Source organism: Paenibacillus uliginis N3/975 (assembly GCF_900177425.1).
GTDB classification, from domain to species: Bacteria; Bacillota; Bacilli; order Paenibacillales; family Paenibacillaceae; genus Paenibacillus_AQ; species Paenibacillus_AQ uliginis.
Window position 1 is genome coordinate 2,061,050 of the sequence record NZ_LT840184.1, and the last position, 17,509, is coordinate 2,078,558.

19 protein-coding genes are annotated in these 17,509 nt (G+C 45.9%); all 19 read left to right on the forward strand.

All coding sequences use genetic code 11. From position 1 onward, the window contains the following. The first annotated feature begins 11 nt into the window (after positions 1-11). The 19 genes from topA (at position 12) to B9N86_RS09825 (ending at position 17,479) form a co-directional block, all read left to right on the forward strand. Positions 12-2,111, forward strand: a complete 2,100-nt coding sequence (gene topA, locus B9N86_RS09735; protein WP_208918842.1) for a type I DNA topoisomerase — start codon at positions 12-14, stop codon at positions 2,109-2,111. Between the two features lie 21 nt (positions 2,112-2,132). Beyond that, a complete protein-coding gene (gene trmFO / locus B9N86_RS09740) occupies positions 2,133-3,467 on the forward strand; it encodes an FADH(2)-oxidizing methylenetetrahydrofolate--tRNA-(uracil(54)-C(5))-methyltransferase TrmFO (RefSeq protein ID WP_425298580.1) in 1,335 nt (444 codons plus the stop codon). A 24-nt stretch (positions 3,468-3,491) separates the two neighbouring features. Beyond that, entirely contained in the window at positions 3,492-4,034 is a 543-nt protein-coding gene (hslV, locus tag B9N86_RS09745; RefSeq protein ID WP_208918843.1) for an ATP-dependent protease subunit HslV, read from the forward strand. Positions 4,035-4,076: 42 nt separating this feature from the next. After that, entirely contained in the window at positions 4,077-5,480 is a 1,404-nt protein-coding gene (gene hslU / locus B9N86_RS09750) for an ATP-dependent protease ATPase subunit HslU (RefSeq protein ID WP_208918844.1), read from the forward strand. 396 nt (positions 5,481-5,876) lie between these two features. Continuing rightward, positions 5,877-6,284 (forward strand): flagellar basal body rod protein FlgB, encoded by a 408-nt coding sequence (gene flgB, locus B9N86_RS09755; RefSeq protein ID WP_208918845.1) that lies wholly within the window; start codon positions 5,877-5,879, stop codon positions 6,282-6,284. 6 nt (positions 6,285-6,290) lie between these two features. Next, positions 6,291-6,743: a flagellar basal body rod protein FlgC gene (flgC, locus tag B9N86_RS09760; protein WP_208918846.1), complete on the forward strand. Its 453-nt coding sequence runs from the start codon at positions 6,291-6,293 to the stop codon at positions 6,741-6,743. Positions 6,744-6,783: 40 nt separating this feature from the next. Next, on the forward strand, positions 6,784-7,098 hold the full coding sequence (fliE, locus tag B9N86_RS09765) for a flagellar hook-basal body complex protein FliE (RefSeq protein WP_208918847.1): 315 nt from the start codon (positions 6,784-6,786) through the stop codon (positions 7,096-7,098). A gap of 33 nt (positions 7,099-7,131) precedes the next feature. Next, positions 7,132-8,712 (forward strand): flagellar basal-body MS-ring/collar protein FliF, encoded by a 1,581-nt coding sequence (gene fliF / locus B9N86_RS09770; RefSeq protein ID WP_208918848.1) that lies wholly within the window; start codon positions 7,132-7,134, stop codon positions 8,710-8,712. 12 nt (positions 8,713-8,724) lie between these two features. After that, the gene (fliG, locus tag B9N86_RS09775; RefSeq protein ID WP_208918849.1) at positions 8,725-9,741 is read left to right on the forward strand and encodes a flagellar motor switch protein FliG; all 1,017 of its coding nucleotides are present in this window, start codon (positions 8,725-8,727) and stop codon (positions 9,739-9,741) included. Next, positions 9,734-10,585, forward strand: a complete 852-nt coding sequence (locus tag B9N86_RS09780; RefSeq protein WP_208918850.1) for a FliH/SctL family protein — start codon at positions 9,734-9,736, stop codon at positions 10,583-10,585. The genes fliG and B9N86_RS09780 overlap by 8 nt, the downstream gene beginning before the upstream one ends. Then, positions 10,572-11,891, forward strand: a complete 1,320-nt coding sequence (gene fliI, locus B9N86_RS09785) for a flagellar protein export ATPase FliI (RefSeq protein ID WP_208918851.1) — start codon at positions 10,572-10,574, stop codon at positions 11,889-11,891. Before B9N86_RS09780 ends, fliI begins: the two co-directional genes overlap by 14 nt. A 10-nt stretch (positions 11,892-11,901) precedes the next feature. After that, positions 11,902-12,345: a flagellar export protein FliJ gene (fliJ, locus tag B9N86_RS09790; protein WP_208918852.1), complete on the forward strand. Its 444-nt coding sequence runs from the start codon at positions 11,902-11,904 to the stop codon at positions 12,343-12,345. 43 nt (positions 12,346-12,388) lie between these two features. After that, positions 12,389-13,321, forward strand: a complete 933-nt coding sequence (locus tag B9N86_RS09795) for a MotE family protein (protein ID WP_208918853.1) — start codon at positions 12,389-12,391, stop codon at positions 13,319-13,321. Positions 13,322-13,366: 45 nt separating this feature from the next. Further along, a complete protein-coding gene (locus B9N86_RS09800) occupies positions 13,367-14,827 on the forward strand; it encodes a flagellar hook-length control protein FliK (protein ID WP_208918854.1) in 1,461 nt (486 codons plus the stop codon). Between the two features lie 21 nt (positions 14,828-14,848). Further along, positions 14,849-15,460, forward strand: a complete 612-nt coding sequence (locus tag B9N86_RS09805) for a flagellar hook capping FlgD N-terminal domain-containing protein (RefSeq protein WP_208918855.1) — start codon at positions 14,849-14,851, stop codon at positions 15,458-15,460. After that, entirely contained in the window at positions 15,457-15,846 is a 390-nt protein-coding gene (locus B9N86_RS09810) for a TIGR02530 family flagellar biosynthesis protein (protein ID WP_208918856.1), read from the forward strand. The genes B9N86_RS09805 and B9N86_RS09810 overlap by 4 nt, the downstream gene beginning before the upstream one ends. Positions 15,847-15,921: 75 nt before the next feature. After that, positions 15,922-16,740, forward strand: coding sequence for a flagellar basal body rod protein FlgG (gene flgG / locus B9N86_RS09815; protein WP_208918857.1), 819 nt, complete (start codon positions 15,922-15,924; stop codon positions 16,738-16,740). 56 nt (positions 16,741-16,796) lie between these two features. Beyond that, positions 16,797-17,021 (forward strand): flagellar FlbD family protein, encoded by a 225-nt coding sequence (locus tag B9N86_RS09820; protein ID WP_208918858.1) that lies wholly within the window; start codon positions 16,797-16,799, stop codon positions 17,019-17,021. Next, the gene (locus B9N86_RS09825) at positions 17,018-17,479 is read left to right on the forward strand and encodes a flagellar basal body-associated FliL family protein (RefSeq protein WP_208918859.1); all 462 of its coding nucleotides are present in this window, start codon (positions 17,018-17,020) and stop codon (positions 17,477-17,479) included. Before B9N86_RS09820 ends, B9N86_RS09825 begins: the two co-directional genes overlap by 4 nt. Positions 17,480-17,509 lie beyond the last annotated feature (30 nt).

Sequence of the window (17,509 nt, forward strand, 5' to 3'; positions counted from 1 at the left end):
AGGATGAACCTGTGGCGGATTCACTCGTCATCGTAGAGTCGCCGGCCAAGGCGAAGACGATTGGCAAATATCTCGGCAGTAAATACATCGTAAAAGCTTCGATGGGTCACATACGCGATTTGCCGAAAAGCCAAATCGGGGTTGAGGTCGAAAACGATTTCAATCCAAAATACATTACGATCCGCGGAAAAGGTTCTGTCTTGAAGGAACTGAAAGATGCCAGCAAAAAGGTGAAAAAAGTGTATCTGGCAGCTGACCCCGATCGTGAGGGGGAGGCCATCGCATGGCATTTGGCCCATGCTTTGGAGCTGGATGAATCTCAAAGCCTTCGGGTTGTATTTAATGAAATTACGAAAACGGCGGTAAAAGACGCCTTCAAAACGCCCCGCAAAATTAACATGGACTTGGTAAACGCACAGCAGGCAAGACGTATTCTGGATCGTCTTGTGGGGTACAAAATCAGTCCTTTATTATGGAAGAAAGTTAAAAAGGGACTATCGGCCGGACGTGTTCAATCCGTTGCGGTCAAGATTATTCTGGACCGCGAAAATGAAATCAGTGCTTTCGTTCCTGAAGAATACTGGACGATTACAGCTAAGCTTGCTGTGAAAGGCTCTGCGTTCGAAGCCAAGTTTTTGAAGCTGAATGGAGCCAAGAAAGAACTGACCAATCAGCAGGAAGTTAACGAAATTCTTTCTCTTATTAAAGACGCTCCGTTTGAAGTCGGAGATGTTAAGGAAAGAGAGCGCCAGCGTCATCCATCTGCACCATTTACGACGAGTTCACTTCAGCAGGAGGCTGCACGTAAGTTAGGTTTCCGGGCTGCGAAGACGATGTCTGTCGCTCAGCAGCTGTACGAAGGTGTAGAGCTCGGAAAAGAAGGTACAGTTGGTTTGATTACGTATATGCGTACTGACTCTACCCGTATCTCGGGAACTGCGCAGGAAGAAGGTAAAGAGTTTATTATGGGTAAATACGGTGAGAATTTCGTACCGGAAAGCCCAAGACAATATTCAAAAAAGGCAGCCAATGCCCAGGATGCGCACGAAGCGATTCGTCCAACTTCTGTCCTTCGTGATCCGGAAAGTATGAAACCGTTCTTGAGCAGGGATCAGCTTCGTCTTTATAAATTGATTTGGGAACGTTTTGTCGCAAGTCAAATGGCTTCAGCTGTACTGGATACACTTTCCGTAGATATTGCTGCAGGACCAACTGTGTTCCGTGCAACGGGTTCGAAGGTTCGTTTCCCCGGCTTCATGAAGGTTTATGTAGAAGGAAACGACGATGGTACAACAGAAGAGGAAAAGTTTTTGCCTGAGCTGCACACAGGTGATGTTCTGACTAAAGAAGATATCGAGCCGAAGCAGCACTTCACACAGCCGTCGCCGCGATACACAGAGGCGCGTCTGGTTCGTACCTTGGAGGAACTCGGTATTGGACGTCCTAGTACGTATGCTCCAACACTTGAAACGATCCAAAAACGTGGTTATGTTGCGATCGAGGAGAAAAAGTTCGTACCTACCGAACTTGGCGAGCTTGTTATCGAACAGATGGAACAGTTCTTCCCTGAAATTCTGAATGTTGAATTTACAGCTAACATGGAAGAAGATCTTGACCATGTCGAAGAAGGTTCTGAAGACTGGGTCAAGGTTCTCGGCGTGTTCTATGAATCCTTCGAGAAAAGGCTGGAAGTTGCCGAAGAAGAGATGAAAGAAATTGAGATCGAGGATGAGGTCTCAGATGAAATTTGCGAAAAGTGCGGCAAGCACCTCGTATACAAGCTTGGCAGATTTGGTAAGTTTCTGGCTTGCTCGGGTTTCCCGGATTGTAGGAATACAAAGCCGATTGTGAAAGACATCGGTGTAACTTGTCCGAAATGTAAAGAGGGACATGTGGTTGAACGGCGTAGCAAGAAGGGACGCGTCTTTTATGGATGTGACCGTTATCCGGAATGTGATTTTGTATCATGGGATAAGCCGTCACTCAAGCCATGTCCGAGTTGCAGCAGTCTGATGGTCGAGAAGAAGAGCAAGCAGGGCATCAAGTTGCAGTGCACGGCATGTGACCATACGGAAATGGTGGAAGAGCCGGACGAGACCGAGGATTTGTAAGGCATACAGGGGGTTATTAACGTGACAGACGACATACAAAGGGTTACTGTCATCGGTGCAGGACTCGCAGGAAGCGAGGCTGCTTGGCAGATCGCAAGCCGAGGGGTACCCGTAACATTATATGAAATGCGGCCAGTCGTAAAAACACCGGCTCACCATACGAATAAATTTGCTGAACTCGTCTGCAGTAATTCACTACGTGCGAACGGAATGAGTAATGCAGTTGGTGTACTTAAGGAAGAAATGCGGATGCTGAACTCCCTGGTCATCGGTTCCGCTGACAGGAATGCTGTTCCGGCAGGGGGAGCCCTTGCCGTAGACCGGGACGGCTTTTCTGGAGAAATCACGGATACACTTCATAATCACCCATTAATTGAGGTTGTAAATGAAGAAATTCAGCATATACCAGAAGAGGGAATCGTTGTTATTGCAACGGGACCTTTAACTTCACCGGCATTATCGTCAGAGATCCGGGGTATGATGGGCGAGGACTATTTTTATTTTTACGATGCAGCGGCTCCGATCATTGAGAAGGACTCCATTGATATGAGCAAGGTATATCTAGCGTCCCGTTATGACAAGGGAGAGGCAGCGTATCTGAACTGTCCGATGACTGAGGAAGAATTCGATGCGTTTTATGACGCGCTGATCAACGCTGAGGTAGCACAGCTGAAAGAATTCGAAAAGGAAATATACTTTGAAGGTTGCATGCCGATAGAGATCATGATGAAGCGGGGTAAGCAGACGGCTCTGTTTGGACCGATGAAGCCTGTTGGTCTGGTAAATCCCCATACCGGAAAACTGCCATACGCTGTCGTCCAGCTTCGCCAGGATAATGCAGCAGGGACGTTGTACAATCTGGTTGGATTCCAGACCCATCTGAAATGGGGAGAGCAGAAACGTGTGTTGTCGATGATACCGGGTCTTGAGAATGCGGAGATCGTCCGTTACGGTGTGATGCACCGTAATACTTTCGTGAATTCACCAAAACTTCTGGAACCGACTTATCAGGTGAAAACCCGTCCTAATTTGTACTTGGCGGGTCAGATGACCGGAGTGGAAGGCTATGTGGAGTCAGCTGCCTCGGGACTCATTGCAGGTATTAACGCTGCAAGAGCAGCCAAGGGGCAAGAAGGACTGGTATTCCCGCAGGAATCCACGATTGGAAGTATGGCATACTACATCACGAATGCAGACCCTGAACATTTTCAACCGATGAATGCTAATTTTGGTCTTCTGCCTAGTCTTGAAACTCGCATTCGTAAGAAGAAAGAGAAGAATGAAGCGCTTGCTAACCGGGCGCTGGATCAGGTTCGCGGATTTATTAGTTCAAATGATCTAAACACCATCCAATAATCCGTATTAAGGAGGTCCGCCATCATGGAAATGACTTTTCACGCGACGACCATCTGTGCAGTCCGGCATAACGGCAAAGCCGCTATTGCAGGCGATGGACAGGTAACCTTTGGGGAAAGTGTCGTTATGAAGCAGACCGCCAAAAAAGTACGCCGACTATACCGGGGACAAGTTGTCGCCGGTTTTGCCGGTTCTGTGGCGGATGCGATTACACTATTTGAGAAATTTGAAGGAAAGCTGGAGGAGCATCACGGTAACCTGCAGCGTGCGGCCGTAGAATTGGCCAAAGATTGGCGTCAGGATCGAGTGCTTCGCAAGTTGGAGGCGCTTATGATCGTTATGGACAAGACAGGAATGCTGCTTATTTCCGGTGGAGGCGAAATCATCGAACCAGATGATGATGTTCTGGCAATCGGGTCAGGCGGCAATTTTGCGTTGTCTGCTGGGCGAGCATTAAAGAGGCATGCGAACCACATGGAAGCGAGTGAGATTGCTAGAGAAGCACTGCAAATTGCTTCTGAGGTATGTGTATATACTAACGGGAATATCATCGTGGAAGAGTTGTGATCCCAAGATTTTTGAACAGCCATTCAGGGTGGAGGAATGACGATGAATAACGAAACAATGACGCCAAGACAAATTGTAGCTGAACTCGATAAATATATCGTGGGACAGAAGCAGGCAAAGAAATCGGTAGCCGTTGCGCTTCGTAACCGTTATCGCAGGAGCCGTCTGTCTGAGGTGGAACGTGATGAAATCGTTCCGAAAAATATTTTGATGATCGGCCCTACAGGTGTAGGTAAGACAGAAATTGCAAGACGGCTCGCAAAGCTTGTAAATGCACCGTTTGTAAAGGTCGAAGCTACCAAATTTACGGAAGTGGGTTATGTTGGGCGCGACGTTGAATCTATGGTTCGCGATCTAGTGGAGACGGCTATTCGTATGATTAAGCTAGAGCGGACGGAGAAGGTTAAGGATAAGGCCGAAGAAATGGCCAATGAACGTATTGTTCAGATTCTAGTACCTTCTAATAACAAGACGAAGAGTCAGCGTAATCCGTTTGAAATGCTGTTCGGCGGTAACAATAGCTCTGAAGATGTCCAGGAAGAACCAGCCGAGAATGACAGTACGATCAAGGAGAAGCGCAGACAGGTGAGATTTAAGTTACTGTCGGGAAATCTTGAGGAAGATATGATTGAGATTGATGTGGAAGATACTGCACCTAACATGTTTGATATGTTTGCCGGTCAAGGCAATGATCAAATGGGAATGAATATGCAGGAGATGTTCGGAAATCTCATGCCAAAGCGGACAAAGAAGCGTAAGCTTGCGATCAAGGAAGCTCGTAAAGTGCTGATCCATGAAGAGGCTGCCAAATTAATCGATATGGATGATGTGATCCAGGAATCGGTACGACGAGCCGAACAGTCTGGGATTATTTTCATTGACGAAATAGATAAAGTGGCAAGCCAAGGGCGCGCATCAGGTCCTGACGTCTCTCGTGAGGGCGTGCAGCGTGATATTTTGCCTATCGTTGAAGGATCGACAATCATGACGAAGTACGGGCCTGTGAAGACCGACTACGTCTTATTTATTGCCGCAGGGGCATTTCACGTTGCCAAGCCGTCAGATCTCATTCCCGAGCTGCAGGGCCGATTCCCAATTAGGGTTGAGCTGAGCAGCCTATCACTTGACGATTTTGTGTCTATTTTGACAGAACCTGAGAACGCTTTGACCAAACAATATGTAAATCTACTTCGGACAGAAGACATTGAAGTGGAGTTTTCTCCTGAGGCCATTCGTGAAATTGCCCAAATCGCAGCTTCTGTTAACCAGAACACGGAAAATATCGGAGCGCGCAGATTGCATACCATTTTGGAGAAGCTTTTGGAGGACTTATCGTTTGAGGCTCCTGAATTAACACTGGAACGCATGGTCATCACGCCGCAGTATGTCAAAGAAAAGCTCTCTGATATCGCGCAAGACCGTGATTTGAGTCAATATATCTTATAATGTCGAAGACAGTGACTAGAAATTGTCGAAATGATTTCATAAGTCGGAAAGTAATCGGGACCGATAGAGCATATTCAACCTCGAGACATAGACCTAGTTAGTTAAGGCGATCCGAGGGTCGTTAGAAAAAATATCCAACTGTTTTTGCAGATTTTAGGAAAAAAGAGAATAAAAATGAACAAAAAGCCCTTCTTTTTGGTAAAAGATAGGGCTTTTTTCTTATTGAAAAAAGTCCCAATCTACACGAAACTTAGTTTATGTGACATCATGTTGTCGTTTTCTACTTAAGACCTAGGTTAGGGCATATGTATTATTTGTAGATGTCGAAAAAAAGAGGAATTAGACTGGTCATGTTGAATAAGTGTCTGCAATGTCTAAAGAGAAGGGGTATGGCTGGTGAACCTATTAAGCAACAGCAGCTTTCAAAGGCTGCAAAGCGGACTGGATGCGGCAAATCTTAGAAACCAAGTACTTGCCAACAATATCGCAAATGTGGACACCCCCTATTTTAAGAGGTCGGATGTAGCATTTGAGAGTCTTTTGCAGAAGGAAATGAATGGGGTGAAATCGACATTATCCGGAAAGAGAACAGATCCAAAACACTTTATTATCGGACCGTCGAGCCAAATCCCAGAAATATCAGTTAAAACGGATGATTCAAGCGCCATGAATAACAATGGGAATAATGTCGACGTTGAGCGGGAGATGTCTCTTCTTGCGGAAAACCAGCTTCGATATAACTCATATATTCAATCGGTAAATGAGCAAATTCGAATCATGCGGACTGTCATAGAGGGGAGATAGTGTTCTATGAATTTCAGTAACAGTTTTAGTGTCAGCGCCTCGGCTTTAACGGCACAACGGCTTAGAATGGACGTCATTTCTTCTAACATTGCGCATGCGGAAACGACACGAGCCAGCATCCAAAACGGAGAGTTTGCTCCATACCGCCGAAAAGTAGTTGTCATGGAGCCGCTGAAAAACTCCTTTGAAAGTATGCTGCAATCACAGATGGGTGGCGGGCGTGAAGTCGGGCAGGGTGTGAAGGTTGGAGCGATCAAGGAAGATCAATCACCTTTGAAACCAGTTTACAATCCGAATCATCCTGATGCGAATGCAGATGGTTATGTATACATGCCGAATGTGGATATTACGAAAGAAATGATTGATATGATTTCCGCCAGCAGATCTTATGAAGCGAATGTGACTGCATTGAACGCTTCGAAAGCGATGGTGATGAAGGCATTAGAAATTGGTAGGTAGTGAAAAAATATACATATAGAGGGATGAGGAGGGAATATTCATGATCCAGAATACAATGTTCAGTACCGGTTCTATACAGCCCTTGCAGGTACAAAGCACTCCTAAGGTTGAAGTTGAAGCAACTCCTTCAAAATCCATTGGCCAGTTCGGCTCCTATCTTGAAGATGCGCTTCAATCGGTAGCTGCTCTGGAAGAGAAATCGCATGTAATGACAGATAAGTTAATGCTAGGTCAAGTCAACGTGGATCAAGCGATGATATCAGCCCAACAGGCTTTGCTGAGCGTGCAGCTCACAACACAGGTCCGAAACAAAGTGGTAGAAGCCTATCAAGAGATCATGCGCACGCAAATCTAATGTTTCTAGCAAAGTTTCGGATGGGGTGACAATGTGAATGAACGAATAGCCCAGTATCGGGAGAAGCTCTCCCAGTATTGGAATCAATTCAGTAAAAAACAGAAAATTATGCTTATTTCCACAGTTTCATTTATAGTCATTGCGATTATTGTGCTGACGATGCAGTTTTCCAAAAAGGAATATGAAGTTGCATTCAGGGATTTGAATTCAAGCGATGCCGCCGGAATTATTAATCACCTGGAGTCACAAGGCATATCGTATAGACTGAGTCCAGATGGAACAAGTATTTCGGTACCGAGTACGGATTCTACACGAGTACAGATTGATGTCGGATCTCAAGGGATTATCCAGAATGGGACAATCGGACTTGAGACATTTGAACAAAATGCTTCGGCTATAGGTATGACCGACAATGAGTTCGAAGTTAAATATGTAAATGCTTTGAATGGTGAAGTAGAGCGTATGCTCGAAAAAATGAACGGTATTAAAGACGCAACCGTGCTGCTAAACCTCCCAAAAGAGAGTGTGTTTGCAACAACAGCAGACAGGGAGAAAGCATCGGCTTCTGTAGTCCTTCAGTTTAAACCGGGTTACCTTCCTAATCAGGAGGCTATTGACAGTTATTATAACCTTGTCAAAACTTCTGTGCCGAACTTGCCAATTGAGAACATCACGATCACCAATGATGAGGTTGAACTCCTGGCAACGGCAAAAGGTGGACAAGGCGGTCTGATCGGTAAAGTCGAAGAGAACTTTGCGCTTCAGAAAAAGTTTGATAAAGATGTACGTCAAAACGTTCAACAATTTCTATCCCAATACATGGGCCCGAACAAGGTGAACGTACTTGTCGTTTCCAAACTAAACTTTGATCAGATTCAGAGCAAGGAAAACATTGTGAAACCTGTCGACGAAGAAGAAATGAAGGGCATAGAAATCAGTGTCCAGGAAATTCAAAAGAATTATTCGGGCACAGGCAGTCCTACAGGCGGTGTTGCAGGTACGGGTGAAGAAGAGGTACCTGGATATCCAAGTGATTCAGCCAACGGCGAGACGAAATCGGAGGAAAGCTCCAGTACTATTAACTATGATGTGAATCGAATTACCCGTGACATAGTAGCAAGTCCATATACTGTCAAAGATTTAACCATTAATGTCTCTGTTGAACCACCTGCTGGACAAAGTAATTTGGACGAGGCTACCAGAGGTGCGATTGAGAACATTTTGGTCAACATTGTTCGAGCTTCGGTTGCTGATTCTGGTGTTACATATACAGACGATGAATTGGCCAAAAAAGTTTCGGTCGTTTCACAGGTAGTTAATGTCAAAACTGAAGAAAATACGAAAACACTCCTTTCTCAGCCACTCATGTGGGGAATCGGAATCGCTGCACTTGCCTTGCTGGCAGGGGGCGCATTCTTCTTTATACGTAGACGGAAACAGCAGCAGGATCTGCTGGAAGAGGATATCCCGCTTCCGCCAACAACAGAATTTCCGTCCATTAATTTGGAGAGCGTGACGAATGAGAGTCAAGTTCGCAAGCAGCTTGAGACACTTGCGAAAAAGAAACCAGACGAATTCGTTAATTTACTTCGGACTTGGCTAGCTGAGGAATAGGGGTGGAACCAATTGGCCAGAGGAAATAACCAAATGTTAAGCGGACGCCAGAAAGCGGCAATTTTATTAATAACGCTGGGACCTGAAGTGTCTGCTCAAATATTCAAGCATTTAAGAGAAGAAGAGATAGAACAACTGACGCTGGAAATAGCCAATGTTCGTAAGGTGGATAGCGGCGAAAAAGAACTTATTATGTCTGAATTCCATCAGATCTGTCTGGCCCAGGAGTATATAACCCAGGGTGGTATTAATTACGCGAAAGAAATATTGGAGAAAGCCCTAGGCCAGCAAAAGGCTATGGAGGTTATTAACCGATTGACGGCTACCCTGCAAGTACGGCCGTTCGATTTTGCGAGGAAGGCGGATCCAAGCCAGATATTAAACTTTATCCAAAATGAAAATGCTCAAACGATTGCGCTTGTGCTTTCTTACCTGCAATTCGAGCAAGCGGCAGCCATTCTCTCTTCGCTTCCACAAGAAAAGCAGGCTGAAGTTGCACGCCGTGTGGCTGTGATGGATAGTACCTCGCCTGAGGTCATCTCACAGGTGGAAAGAGTGCTGGAGCAGAAACTTTCAGCCACGGTTACACAAGATTACACCAGCGCCGGAGGCATCGAATCCATCGTTCAAATCCTTAACGGGGTTGACCGCGGTACGGAACGTACGATCTTGGATGCCCTGGAAATCCAGGATCCGGAGCTTGCTGAAGAAATTAAGAAACGGATGTTTGTCTTTGAAGACATCGTTAACGTGGACAACCGCTCCATTCAGCGGATTATCCGTGATATTGATAACGCAGATTTGCAGCTTGCGCTTAAAGTGGCAAGTGAGGAAGTTCGGGACGTTATTTTCCGCAATATGTCCAAAAGAATGGCCGAGACATTCAGAGAAGAGATGGAATACATGGGACCGGTACGGCTGCGTGACGTGGAGGAAGCTCAAACGCGTATCGTAAGCACGATCCGGAGACTTGAGGAGGCTGGCGAAGTGATTATCGCTCGCGGCGGAGGAGATGACATTATTGTCTAACTTGATCAAATCGTCCCAATACATGCCGATGGATGTCTTGAAAGAGTTGGATTTGGCCCGCCACTATGCACCAGCTGTCGAGGAAGAGGATGCCGCTGAAATAATGCAGCCCGCTGAACCAGGTGTTCATCAGACCATAATAGAAGCGGAAAAGATTAGGGGAGAAATGCTCAAGGATGCACAGGAATTTGCGGAACGGCAAATCCGGGAGGCTTCAGAGGAAGCCGAGAAGCTGATTGCTGATGCTCAGGCTCAAATCGCAGCTTGGTGGGAAGAGCGGAGAAGCCAGGATGAGGATCTTGCAGAAGCGCTGAAGGCTGAGGGCTTCAGACAAGGATACGATGAGGGTACGGCAAAATCCGAATTGGAAATGAAAGAAATAATGGAACAGACGACTGAAGAAGCAAGAACACTTCTTCAGCAAGCCTATGAGGCGAAGGAAGAGCTGATTCAGGAAGCAGAGCCGTTTCTGGTAGATCTAAGCTGTGCAATTGCTGAGAAAGTACTCGACCGGCAGCTAACTGTGGAAGCCGATTATATGCTGGAGCTTATCAGGAAGAACCTGACTCGGAAACGGGAGAAGGGGATTATATCACTGTGCGTTTCTCCGTCACATTTCGCATTTGTGCATGCTGCCCGAGAGGAATTGGCAATGGCTGTGGATTCACAGGCGGAACTGCAAATACTGCCGGATGCAACGGTTAATGACAGGGGATGTGTAATTCGTTCCTCATTCGGCAGCGTAGACGCGCGGATCGATACTCAGCTCGCAGAAATCAAGAAAGAGCTAATGCGGATATCACTCGATGATGAGGAACGGAGAAATCAAGATGAAGAAGCTTGACAGCGGCCGTTACAAAGATCACTTAAAACATATTGATCCCGTTCGGATCAACGGTAAGGTCACACAAGTTATCGGCCTCATGGTTGAATCGGAAGGGCCGGACGCCAGCGTCGGAGAGGTTTGTTATATATATCCAAGTAAACAGTCCAAGCCGCTTCAAGCAGAAGTTGTAGGGTTTCGGGACAATAAAGTGCTGCTCATGCCTCTTGGTGAACTGCACTCTATCGGACCGGGATGTGATGTCGTTGGAACAGGCAAGCCCCTTAGCGTTCAGGTAGGCTCGGAGCTACTTGGAAAAGTGCTGGATGGTTTAGGCCAGCCGCTGGACGGTTCACTCATACCGGCCAGAATGCCTTACAGCGCAACAAACAACATACCGCAAAACCCACTAAACAGACCGCGGGTGCTGGAACCAATAAGTATCGGTGTCCGGGCGATAGACGGACTTCTGACGATAGGTAAAGGCCAGCGTGTAGGAATCTTCGCTGGCTCAGGTGTAGGTAAAAGTACACTCATGGGCATGATCGCAAGAAACACTTCCGCTGATGTAAACGTGATTGCCTTGATCGGTGAGCGGGGCAGAGAGGTTCTCGATTTTATAGAACGGGATCTGGGACCGGAAGGACTTCAGCGTTCCGTAGTAATCGTCGCAACCTCCGACCAACCGGCACTCATACGGATTAAGGGAGCATTGATTGCGACGACGATTGCCGAGTATTTCCGGGATCGTGGTTTGAACGTGATGCTGATGATGGATTCAGTAACACGGTACGCCATGGCGCAGCGTGAAGTCGGGCTGGCTGTAGGAGAACCGCCTGCGATGCGCGGGTATACACCGTCTGTATTTGCTAATCTGCCGAAGCTGCTCGAAAGAGCGGGGACAGGTCCAACAGGATCTATTACTGCTTTTTACACCGTATTGGTAGATGGGGATGATATGAACGAGCCTATCGCGGATGCGGTGCGAGGGATATTGGATGGACATATCGTACTTAATCGAAGCATTGCCAACAAGGGACATTTTCCTGCAATCGATGTCCTGGCAAGTATTAGCCGGGTGATGAAGGACATCGCACCTGAGGACCAGATCGAAGCGGCAGAGAACATAAAAAGATTAATGGCCGTGTACAAAGATTCGGAGGATTTGATCAACATTGGTGCGTACCAGCAGGGTTCAAATCCAGATATCGATGAATCGATAGATTACATCCAGAGCATCTGGGAGTTTACGAAGCAGAAAGTGAACGAAAAAGTGACATTGAGCGAAGTGCAGGAACGCTTGATATCCGAATTTTCAAGGAGATGACGACTGAAAGATGAAATTTCACTACGCATTCCAGAAAATTGTGGATTTAAAAAGCAATGAGAAGACACAAGCGGAATGGATGCTATCGTCCGCGATCGGCAAGCTCCAAGCGGAAGAAAAAAGTCTGAGTGATCTTTTTGAAATGCGGGAGCAAATGTTTGAAGCTCAGCAGGAAGCTGCCTGCCGTTGTGCGCCGGTAGCCGAAATTCGGAATATTGGAATATATGTGGAATATTTGGAGTCATGCATCGTGAAGAAGCAGGATGATATCCAGTTAGCACATGTCAACGTAAACAAGAAGCAAGACCATTTGACTGAAAAAATGTTGGATGAAAAAGTATGGCTGAAAGCTAGAGATAAATCGAAAGAAAAGTTCCGGCAAGAAAGTCTCCTACGGGAACAAAACGAGCTGGATGAAATGGCGACGGTTCGTTTTGCCATCAACGCCCGCTAAGTTTGAACTACCGCTGGGTAAGCCCGCAAAGGAGGAGTAGAGAGTGGCACGCAAGGATATACCGATAGATAATGAGGAATCAAACGGAGGATTTGAACGGATACTGCTTTTTTTAATACCGATTATTTTTACGATTGTAATGGTCGGGGTTCTGTTGACCCTGTTCAATGTTAATGTCCGGAACGGAGTATTGGATGTTGCCAACAAAATACCGATTGTTAAGGATTGGATACCGGATCCGAAACTAACACCTGAAGAACAAAAGCTGAAGGATATCAAGGATCAAGAAGAAAGTGATGAGGCAACGATCCAGAAATTAAAGAAACAACTGGAAGAGAAAGAGCAGTCTTTAAAAGAAATGTCAGAGCAGAAGACAGCCGAGGAGACCAAAGCGAATCAGCTCGAGACACAGATCGAAGATATGCAAAATCAATCAGCAGCATCTGTCGAAGAACCAGCAGAAGATCCTTACATTGAGCAAATACGCGATTTGGCTAAGATGTATGCCAACATGAGTCCAAGCAAAGCGGCACCGATCATGCAAAATCTGACAACAGAAGAAATGGTGCTGATGCTTAGCGAAATGAAAAGTTCGAAACGAGTTGCCATACTGGAAAAAATGGATCCTAAAATAGCAGCTGACGCGACGATGATACTCAAAGAAGCGAAGTCGACGGAAGATCTGGCTATCGCTGCCCAGAAATCCCGGGATAAGAAAGACAAAGAAAAAGAAAAAGATACGTTAAAAACGACGGACAACCTGGATAAAGCCCAGTTGAGCAAAACATTTTCCCAAATGGCACCTGATAAAGCAGCCGATCTTCTGTTGCAAACTTACAAAATTAGTCAATCTAAAGCGATCACGATTCTGAATACGGTTGATGATGGAACACGAGCACAAATTTTGAATGCGATGTCCACCAAAAGCCCGGAACAAGCAGCAAAAATTCTGAATCGGCTGATGGGATCCAAATAATCACTTCTGTTATGTTTCTTCTATATGAAAGGAGGTGAGAAAACAATGACACTAATTTTTCAAAATATGGCTACATCGAAGAATGCCGCAGCAGCATCTGGAGGAAAGACGGCGGACAGCGGAAAAACGACAACAGGAACCATGACGGAAGGAAATACGTTTGGACAGACTTTGGTTCATCAAATGTCGAATGCAGGAACGCCTACTGTTCCAGTCAAGGATATGGCGGCTTTCATGTTAAACGCATCTGTTCAAATGCTGAAAGATTTGCCTGCTCCATCCGAGGGTGAAAATACAGCTTCTAAGGAATTGGTTGGCCCAGCAGCAAGTCTTAAACAGGAAAATTCTCTTGACCTAGGATTAATTCTTATGTTTCTTCTGAAAGATCTTGAGAAGCTGGAAGAGGCGTTAAAAAAAGATCCTTCGCTGCTAAAAGAAATTCAAGTCTGGTTGATGCAGGCGTTAGCAATGCTTAATGGGGTACAGGGTCAGGGGCCATCGGCAGATCAGCAACAGCTTACTGAAGGTGAAGTTCAGACACTATCACCACTTGCTTCGAATCCGGAAACGGTACGTTTTGCAGTACAGGATGCACTTACGCAGCTAAGTGATATGCTTAAAAGTATGCCTTCGAGTGAACAGTCCAAGCCTCAGCTTGTACAGCTGGTACAATCCTTTCAGGCTTTACTGAATGAGAATGGAAAAGGAGCAGCTAAGGAAGCTTCTGAAGGTCAGACCCGGGCTACATCCCCAGTGATAACCCAGGTGGATGGCGAAACGGAAGCAGCTGTGGATAAGAAGGAACTCCCGGCCAATTTAAAACAGGCATCAGAAACATCGAAAGTATCGGAGACCACTGTAAAAGTGACAAGTCAAGTGAAAGAAGGAACTTTAGCAGAGGAATCAGCTGAGGGTAAGAGTGCTTCTATCACGGAACCTGATAGTAATATGATCACAGCGGGGCAATTGGCACTTCGATCAGGCACTACAGCACCTGTTAAACCGATGGCACAGCCGGTACCTGTAGAACAGTTTGCTAAGGAAATGACCAACCTGGTCGTGAACAGGCTGGAGTTTGTCAAACTTCAAGGCTTTACCGAGGCCAGAATATCATTGAATCCTGAACATCTGGGTCAGGTAGATATTAAAATCACCATGCAAAACGGGCAATTAATCGCCCAGTTTATGACTCGAAATTCCGATGCTAGGGAACTGTTGGACCAGCAAATGTCACAATTACGCTCCGCACTTCAAGGGCAAGGTCTTCAGGTTGAGAAGCTGGAAGTAACACAAAGCAGCCAGTCATCATCATCCCAGCTCTATCAGGACGGGCGACAACCGGGATCTGGTCAACAGGATTCAAACCGACGCTCCAGAGAAAAGGATGTACCATCCGATGACACCATCGCAGCAGCAGCCATAACCGAAGAATGGAATGAATGGTTGGCTGAGCGGGAGGCAGACGAGGAGCAGGGCCACGGCGGCACATTTACTGCAAAAATTTAGGTGCAGGGAGGTGAAATAGAAATGGCTGTAGATTATGTTAATCGCAATGTCTGGCCCAACTATTCCAAAGGAAATGTGAGCAAGGCCGGCACGGACGATGGACAGACGCTGGGGAAAGATCAGTTTTTAAGTATTCTTATTACGCAGCTAAGGTATCAGGATCCAATGCAACCAATGGAAGATAAGGAATTCATAGCACAGATGGCACAGTTCACATCACTGGAGCAGTTGATGAACATTTCTTCCCAATTAACGGACATGAGACAATCACTCGGAGCGGTGTCGAGCTTGATCGGCAAGAAAGTAAGCTGGGTTGAATATGCGGAAGGCAATAGTGGGCAGACCGTGGTGAAAAGTGGAGTTGTCGATTCCGTTCTTATTCGTGACGGAATACAATTTGTCAGAATTGGCAAGGACGAAGTGGCATTGGAATACATTACGCAAATCGAAAATAATGTACCGGAACCTGAAAGTCCGGAGACCGAAAATCCGGAAACCGAAGAAACTCCTGAAATAGAGCCAGAAGTTCCTTCAACAGAACCAGAAGCTCCTTCAACGGAACCGGATGCTCCGGCTGAATCTTCAGAGCCTTCTCAGCAAAGCGGTGAAGAGAGCGAGGGGGCAACACCATGAGTGATCGAATGACCATTGGACAGCTTTATCCTGGAAATATACATCCTACGGCCCTTCAGCGGGATCGTAACAGTTCGATAACGCCTTCCAATGCGCAACCGGGTAAGTTTAAGGAGCTTTTGAAAGAAAATCTTCTTAAATTTAGTAACCATGCAGCCAAACGACTGGAACAGCGAGGAATTGAGATTAAGGGTGATCAGCTCACTCAAATTCACTCGGCTATTGAGAAAGCGGCAGCCAAAGGAAGTAAAGAATCACTGATATTAATGAAGGATATGGCTTTAATCGTAAATGTACCTAACCGGACTGTCGTAACCGCAATGGATGATCAGGCGATGAAAGATAATGTGTTTACTCAAATCGATAGCGCCGTCATTATTTCATAACAATTGGCTGGCCCGTAAAGGAAGCCAAGTGGCCGCCGATCGACTGACGCGGCTCAATCATAAGGAGGAAAATCAATGTTAAGATCCATGTATTCGGGCGTTTCCGGTATGAGAGGATTCCAGACTAAGCTGGACGTAATCGGTAACAACATCGCAAACGTTAATACGGTAGGTTTTAAGGCCGGTCGTGTCATGTTTAAAGACATTTTAAGTCAGACGGTTTCCGGTGCGACAGCTCCTTCGGATACACAAGGCGGAGTGAATGCCAAGCAAATTGGTTTGGGCACTACAGTGGGCTCTATTGACACGGTTCACACACCAGGCAGTGCGCAAACGACAAACAAACCGACAGATCTTCGAATCGACGGTGATGGATTTTTTATGGTTAAGATGTCTGAAGAACAAGAAGTTCCTTTCCTGACCAGAGCCGGTGATTTTCATGTTGACGGCAACCGCAATCTGGTCACTTCCGACGGCATGTTTGTTCTTGATGTTGAGGGCGAAATTATTAATATCGGTGAGGATGTAACGGGCTTCTCCATTGGACAGGACGGATCGATCATGACACAAGGTGGAGACGCTGATGATCCGATTCAGATCGGTCTTGCCAAAGTTGTGAATCCGGAAGGTCTTGAGAAGATTGGTGGAAACTTGTACCGTGTTACTCCAAATGCGCTTGGCGGTGATGCAGACGGCGAAATCGAAGGGTTCCCGGCTAACAACGTAGAGGCAGGTACAGGAGCGATTATTGCAGGACAACTTGAGATGTCAAACGTAGATCTGACAGGCGAGTTTACAGAGATGATTGTGGCACAACGCGGATTCCAATCAAACTCCCGAATTATTACAACCTCAGATGAAATACTTCAGGAAGTCGTCAATTTGAAACGGTAACGTTAAAGAATGACTAGGGGAGGCACAGCCCTCCCCAATGATTAAGGAGGCTGTCAATGATTTCGGTAACGAGGTTAAATGGTTCGCAAATATGGCTGAATGCGCTTTTGATTGAAATGATTGAAGAGACTCCTGACACCTACATTACTTTAACTACAGGTAAAAGGTTGATCGTTTTGGAGAAGGCGAAGGAAGTAATCGCATCTGTCAAAACGTATCATCGTGAAGTCGGAGTATACCAAGCTACTATTAAAGTGCAGCAGATGGAGGAACCTTCATGAAAAAGATGCTTCCCTGGTTAGTTACGATAATGCTCTCCATTACATTAATCGTATTAGCGGTATTTTTACTATCGGACAAAATGCTCGGCAAGGACGAATCGGGTGCGATTGCCGCGCCGGCCCCAACGCCAGTACTTTCTGCCGATGAGATTGTCGAAGTGACTGCAGAAATCATTGATGTGAAGACAAATCTGGCGGATCCTGATTATATTGCAGCTATGAGTTTTTCTTTTCAGCTTAGAAACAAAAAGGCCAAAGAGGATTTTGACAAAATCAAAGAAATTAAAGTTAAACCAATCATCATCAAGACACTGGCTGACACCAAGCCAGAGAATTTAAAGGATTCTAAAGCAACGGAACAATTTACAGAAAGACTGTTAGAACAGATTAACAAAACACTGCCTAACGGACAATTAATACATATTGAAATTACGAATAAGTTAGTTGCACCTTTATAGGCGGGAACTTGGATTACGTAGGGGGGTGAG

Bases quoted from the DNA above. Each gene is read 5' to 3' on its own strand.
- hslV (WP_208918843.1), top strand. From the start codon at position 3,492: ATGGAAATGACTTTTCACGCGACGACCATCTGTGCAGTCCGGCATAAC.
- B9N86_RS09800 (WP_208918854.1), top strand. From the start codon at position 13,367: ATGACACTAATTTTTCAAAATATGGCTACATCGAAGAATGCCGCAGCA.
- B9N86_RS09805 (WP_208918855.1), top strand. From the start codon at position 14,849: ATGGCTGTAGATTATGTTAATCGCAATGTCTGGCCCAACTATTCCAAA.
- flgC (WP_208918846.1), top strand. From the start codon at position 6,291: ATGAATTTCAGTAACAGTTTTAGTGTCAGCGCCTCGGCTTTAACGGCA.
- B9N86_RS09820 (WP_208918858.1), top strand. From the start codon at position 16,797: ATGATTTCGGTAACGAGGTTAAATGGTTCGCAAATATGGCTGAATGCG.
- B9N86_RS09810 (WP_208918856.1), top strand. From the start codon at position 15,457: ATGAGTGATCGAATGACCATTGGACAGCTTTATCCTGGAAATATACAT.
- flgG (WP_208918857.1), top strand. From the start codon at position 15,922: ATGTTAAGATCCATGTATTCGGGCGTTTCCGGTATGAGAGGATTCCAG.
- fliI (WP_208918851.1), top strand. From the start codon at position 10,572: ATGAAGAAGCTTGACAGCGGCCGTTACAAAGATCACTTAAAACATATT.
- fliJ (WP_208918852.1), top strand. From the start codon at position 11,902: ATGAAATTTCACTACGCATTCCAGAAAATTGTGGATTTAAAAAGCAAT.
- fliE (WP_208918847.1), top strand. From the start codon at position 6,784: ATGATCCAGAATACAATGTTCAGTACCGGTTCTATACAGCCCTTGCAG.
- B9N86_RS09825 (WP_208918859.1), top strand. From the start codon at position 17,018: ATGAAAAAGATGCTTCCCTGGTTAGTTACGATAATGCTCTCCATTACA.
- hslU (WP_208918844.1), top strand. From the start codon at position 4,077: ATGAATAACGAAACAATGACGCCAAGACAAATTGTAGCTGAACTCGAT.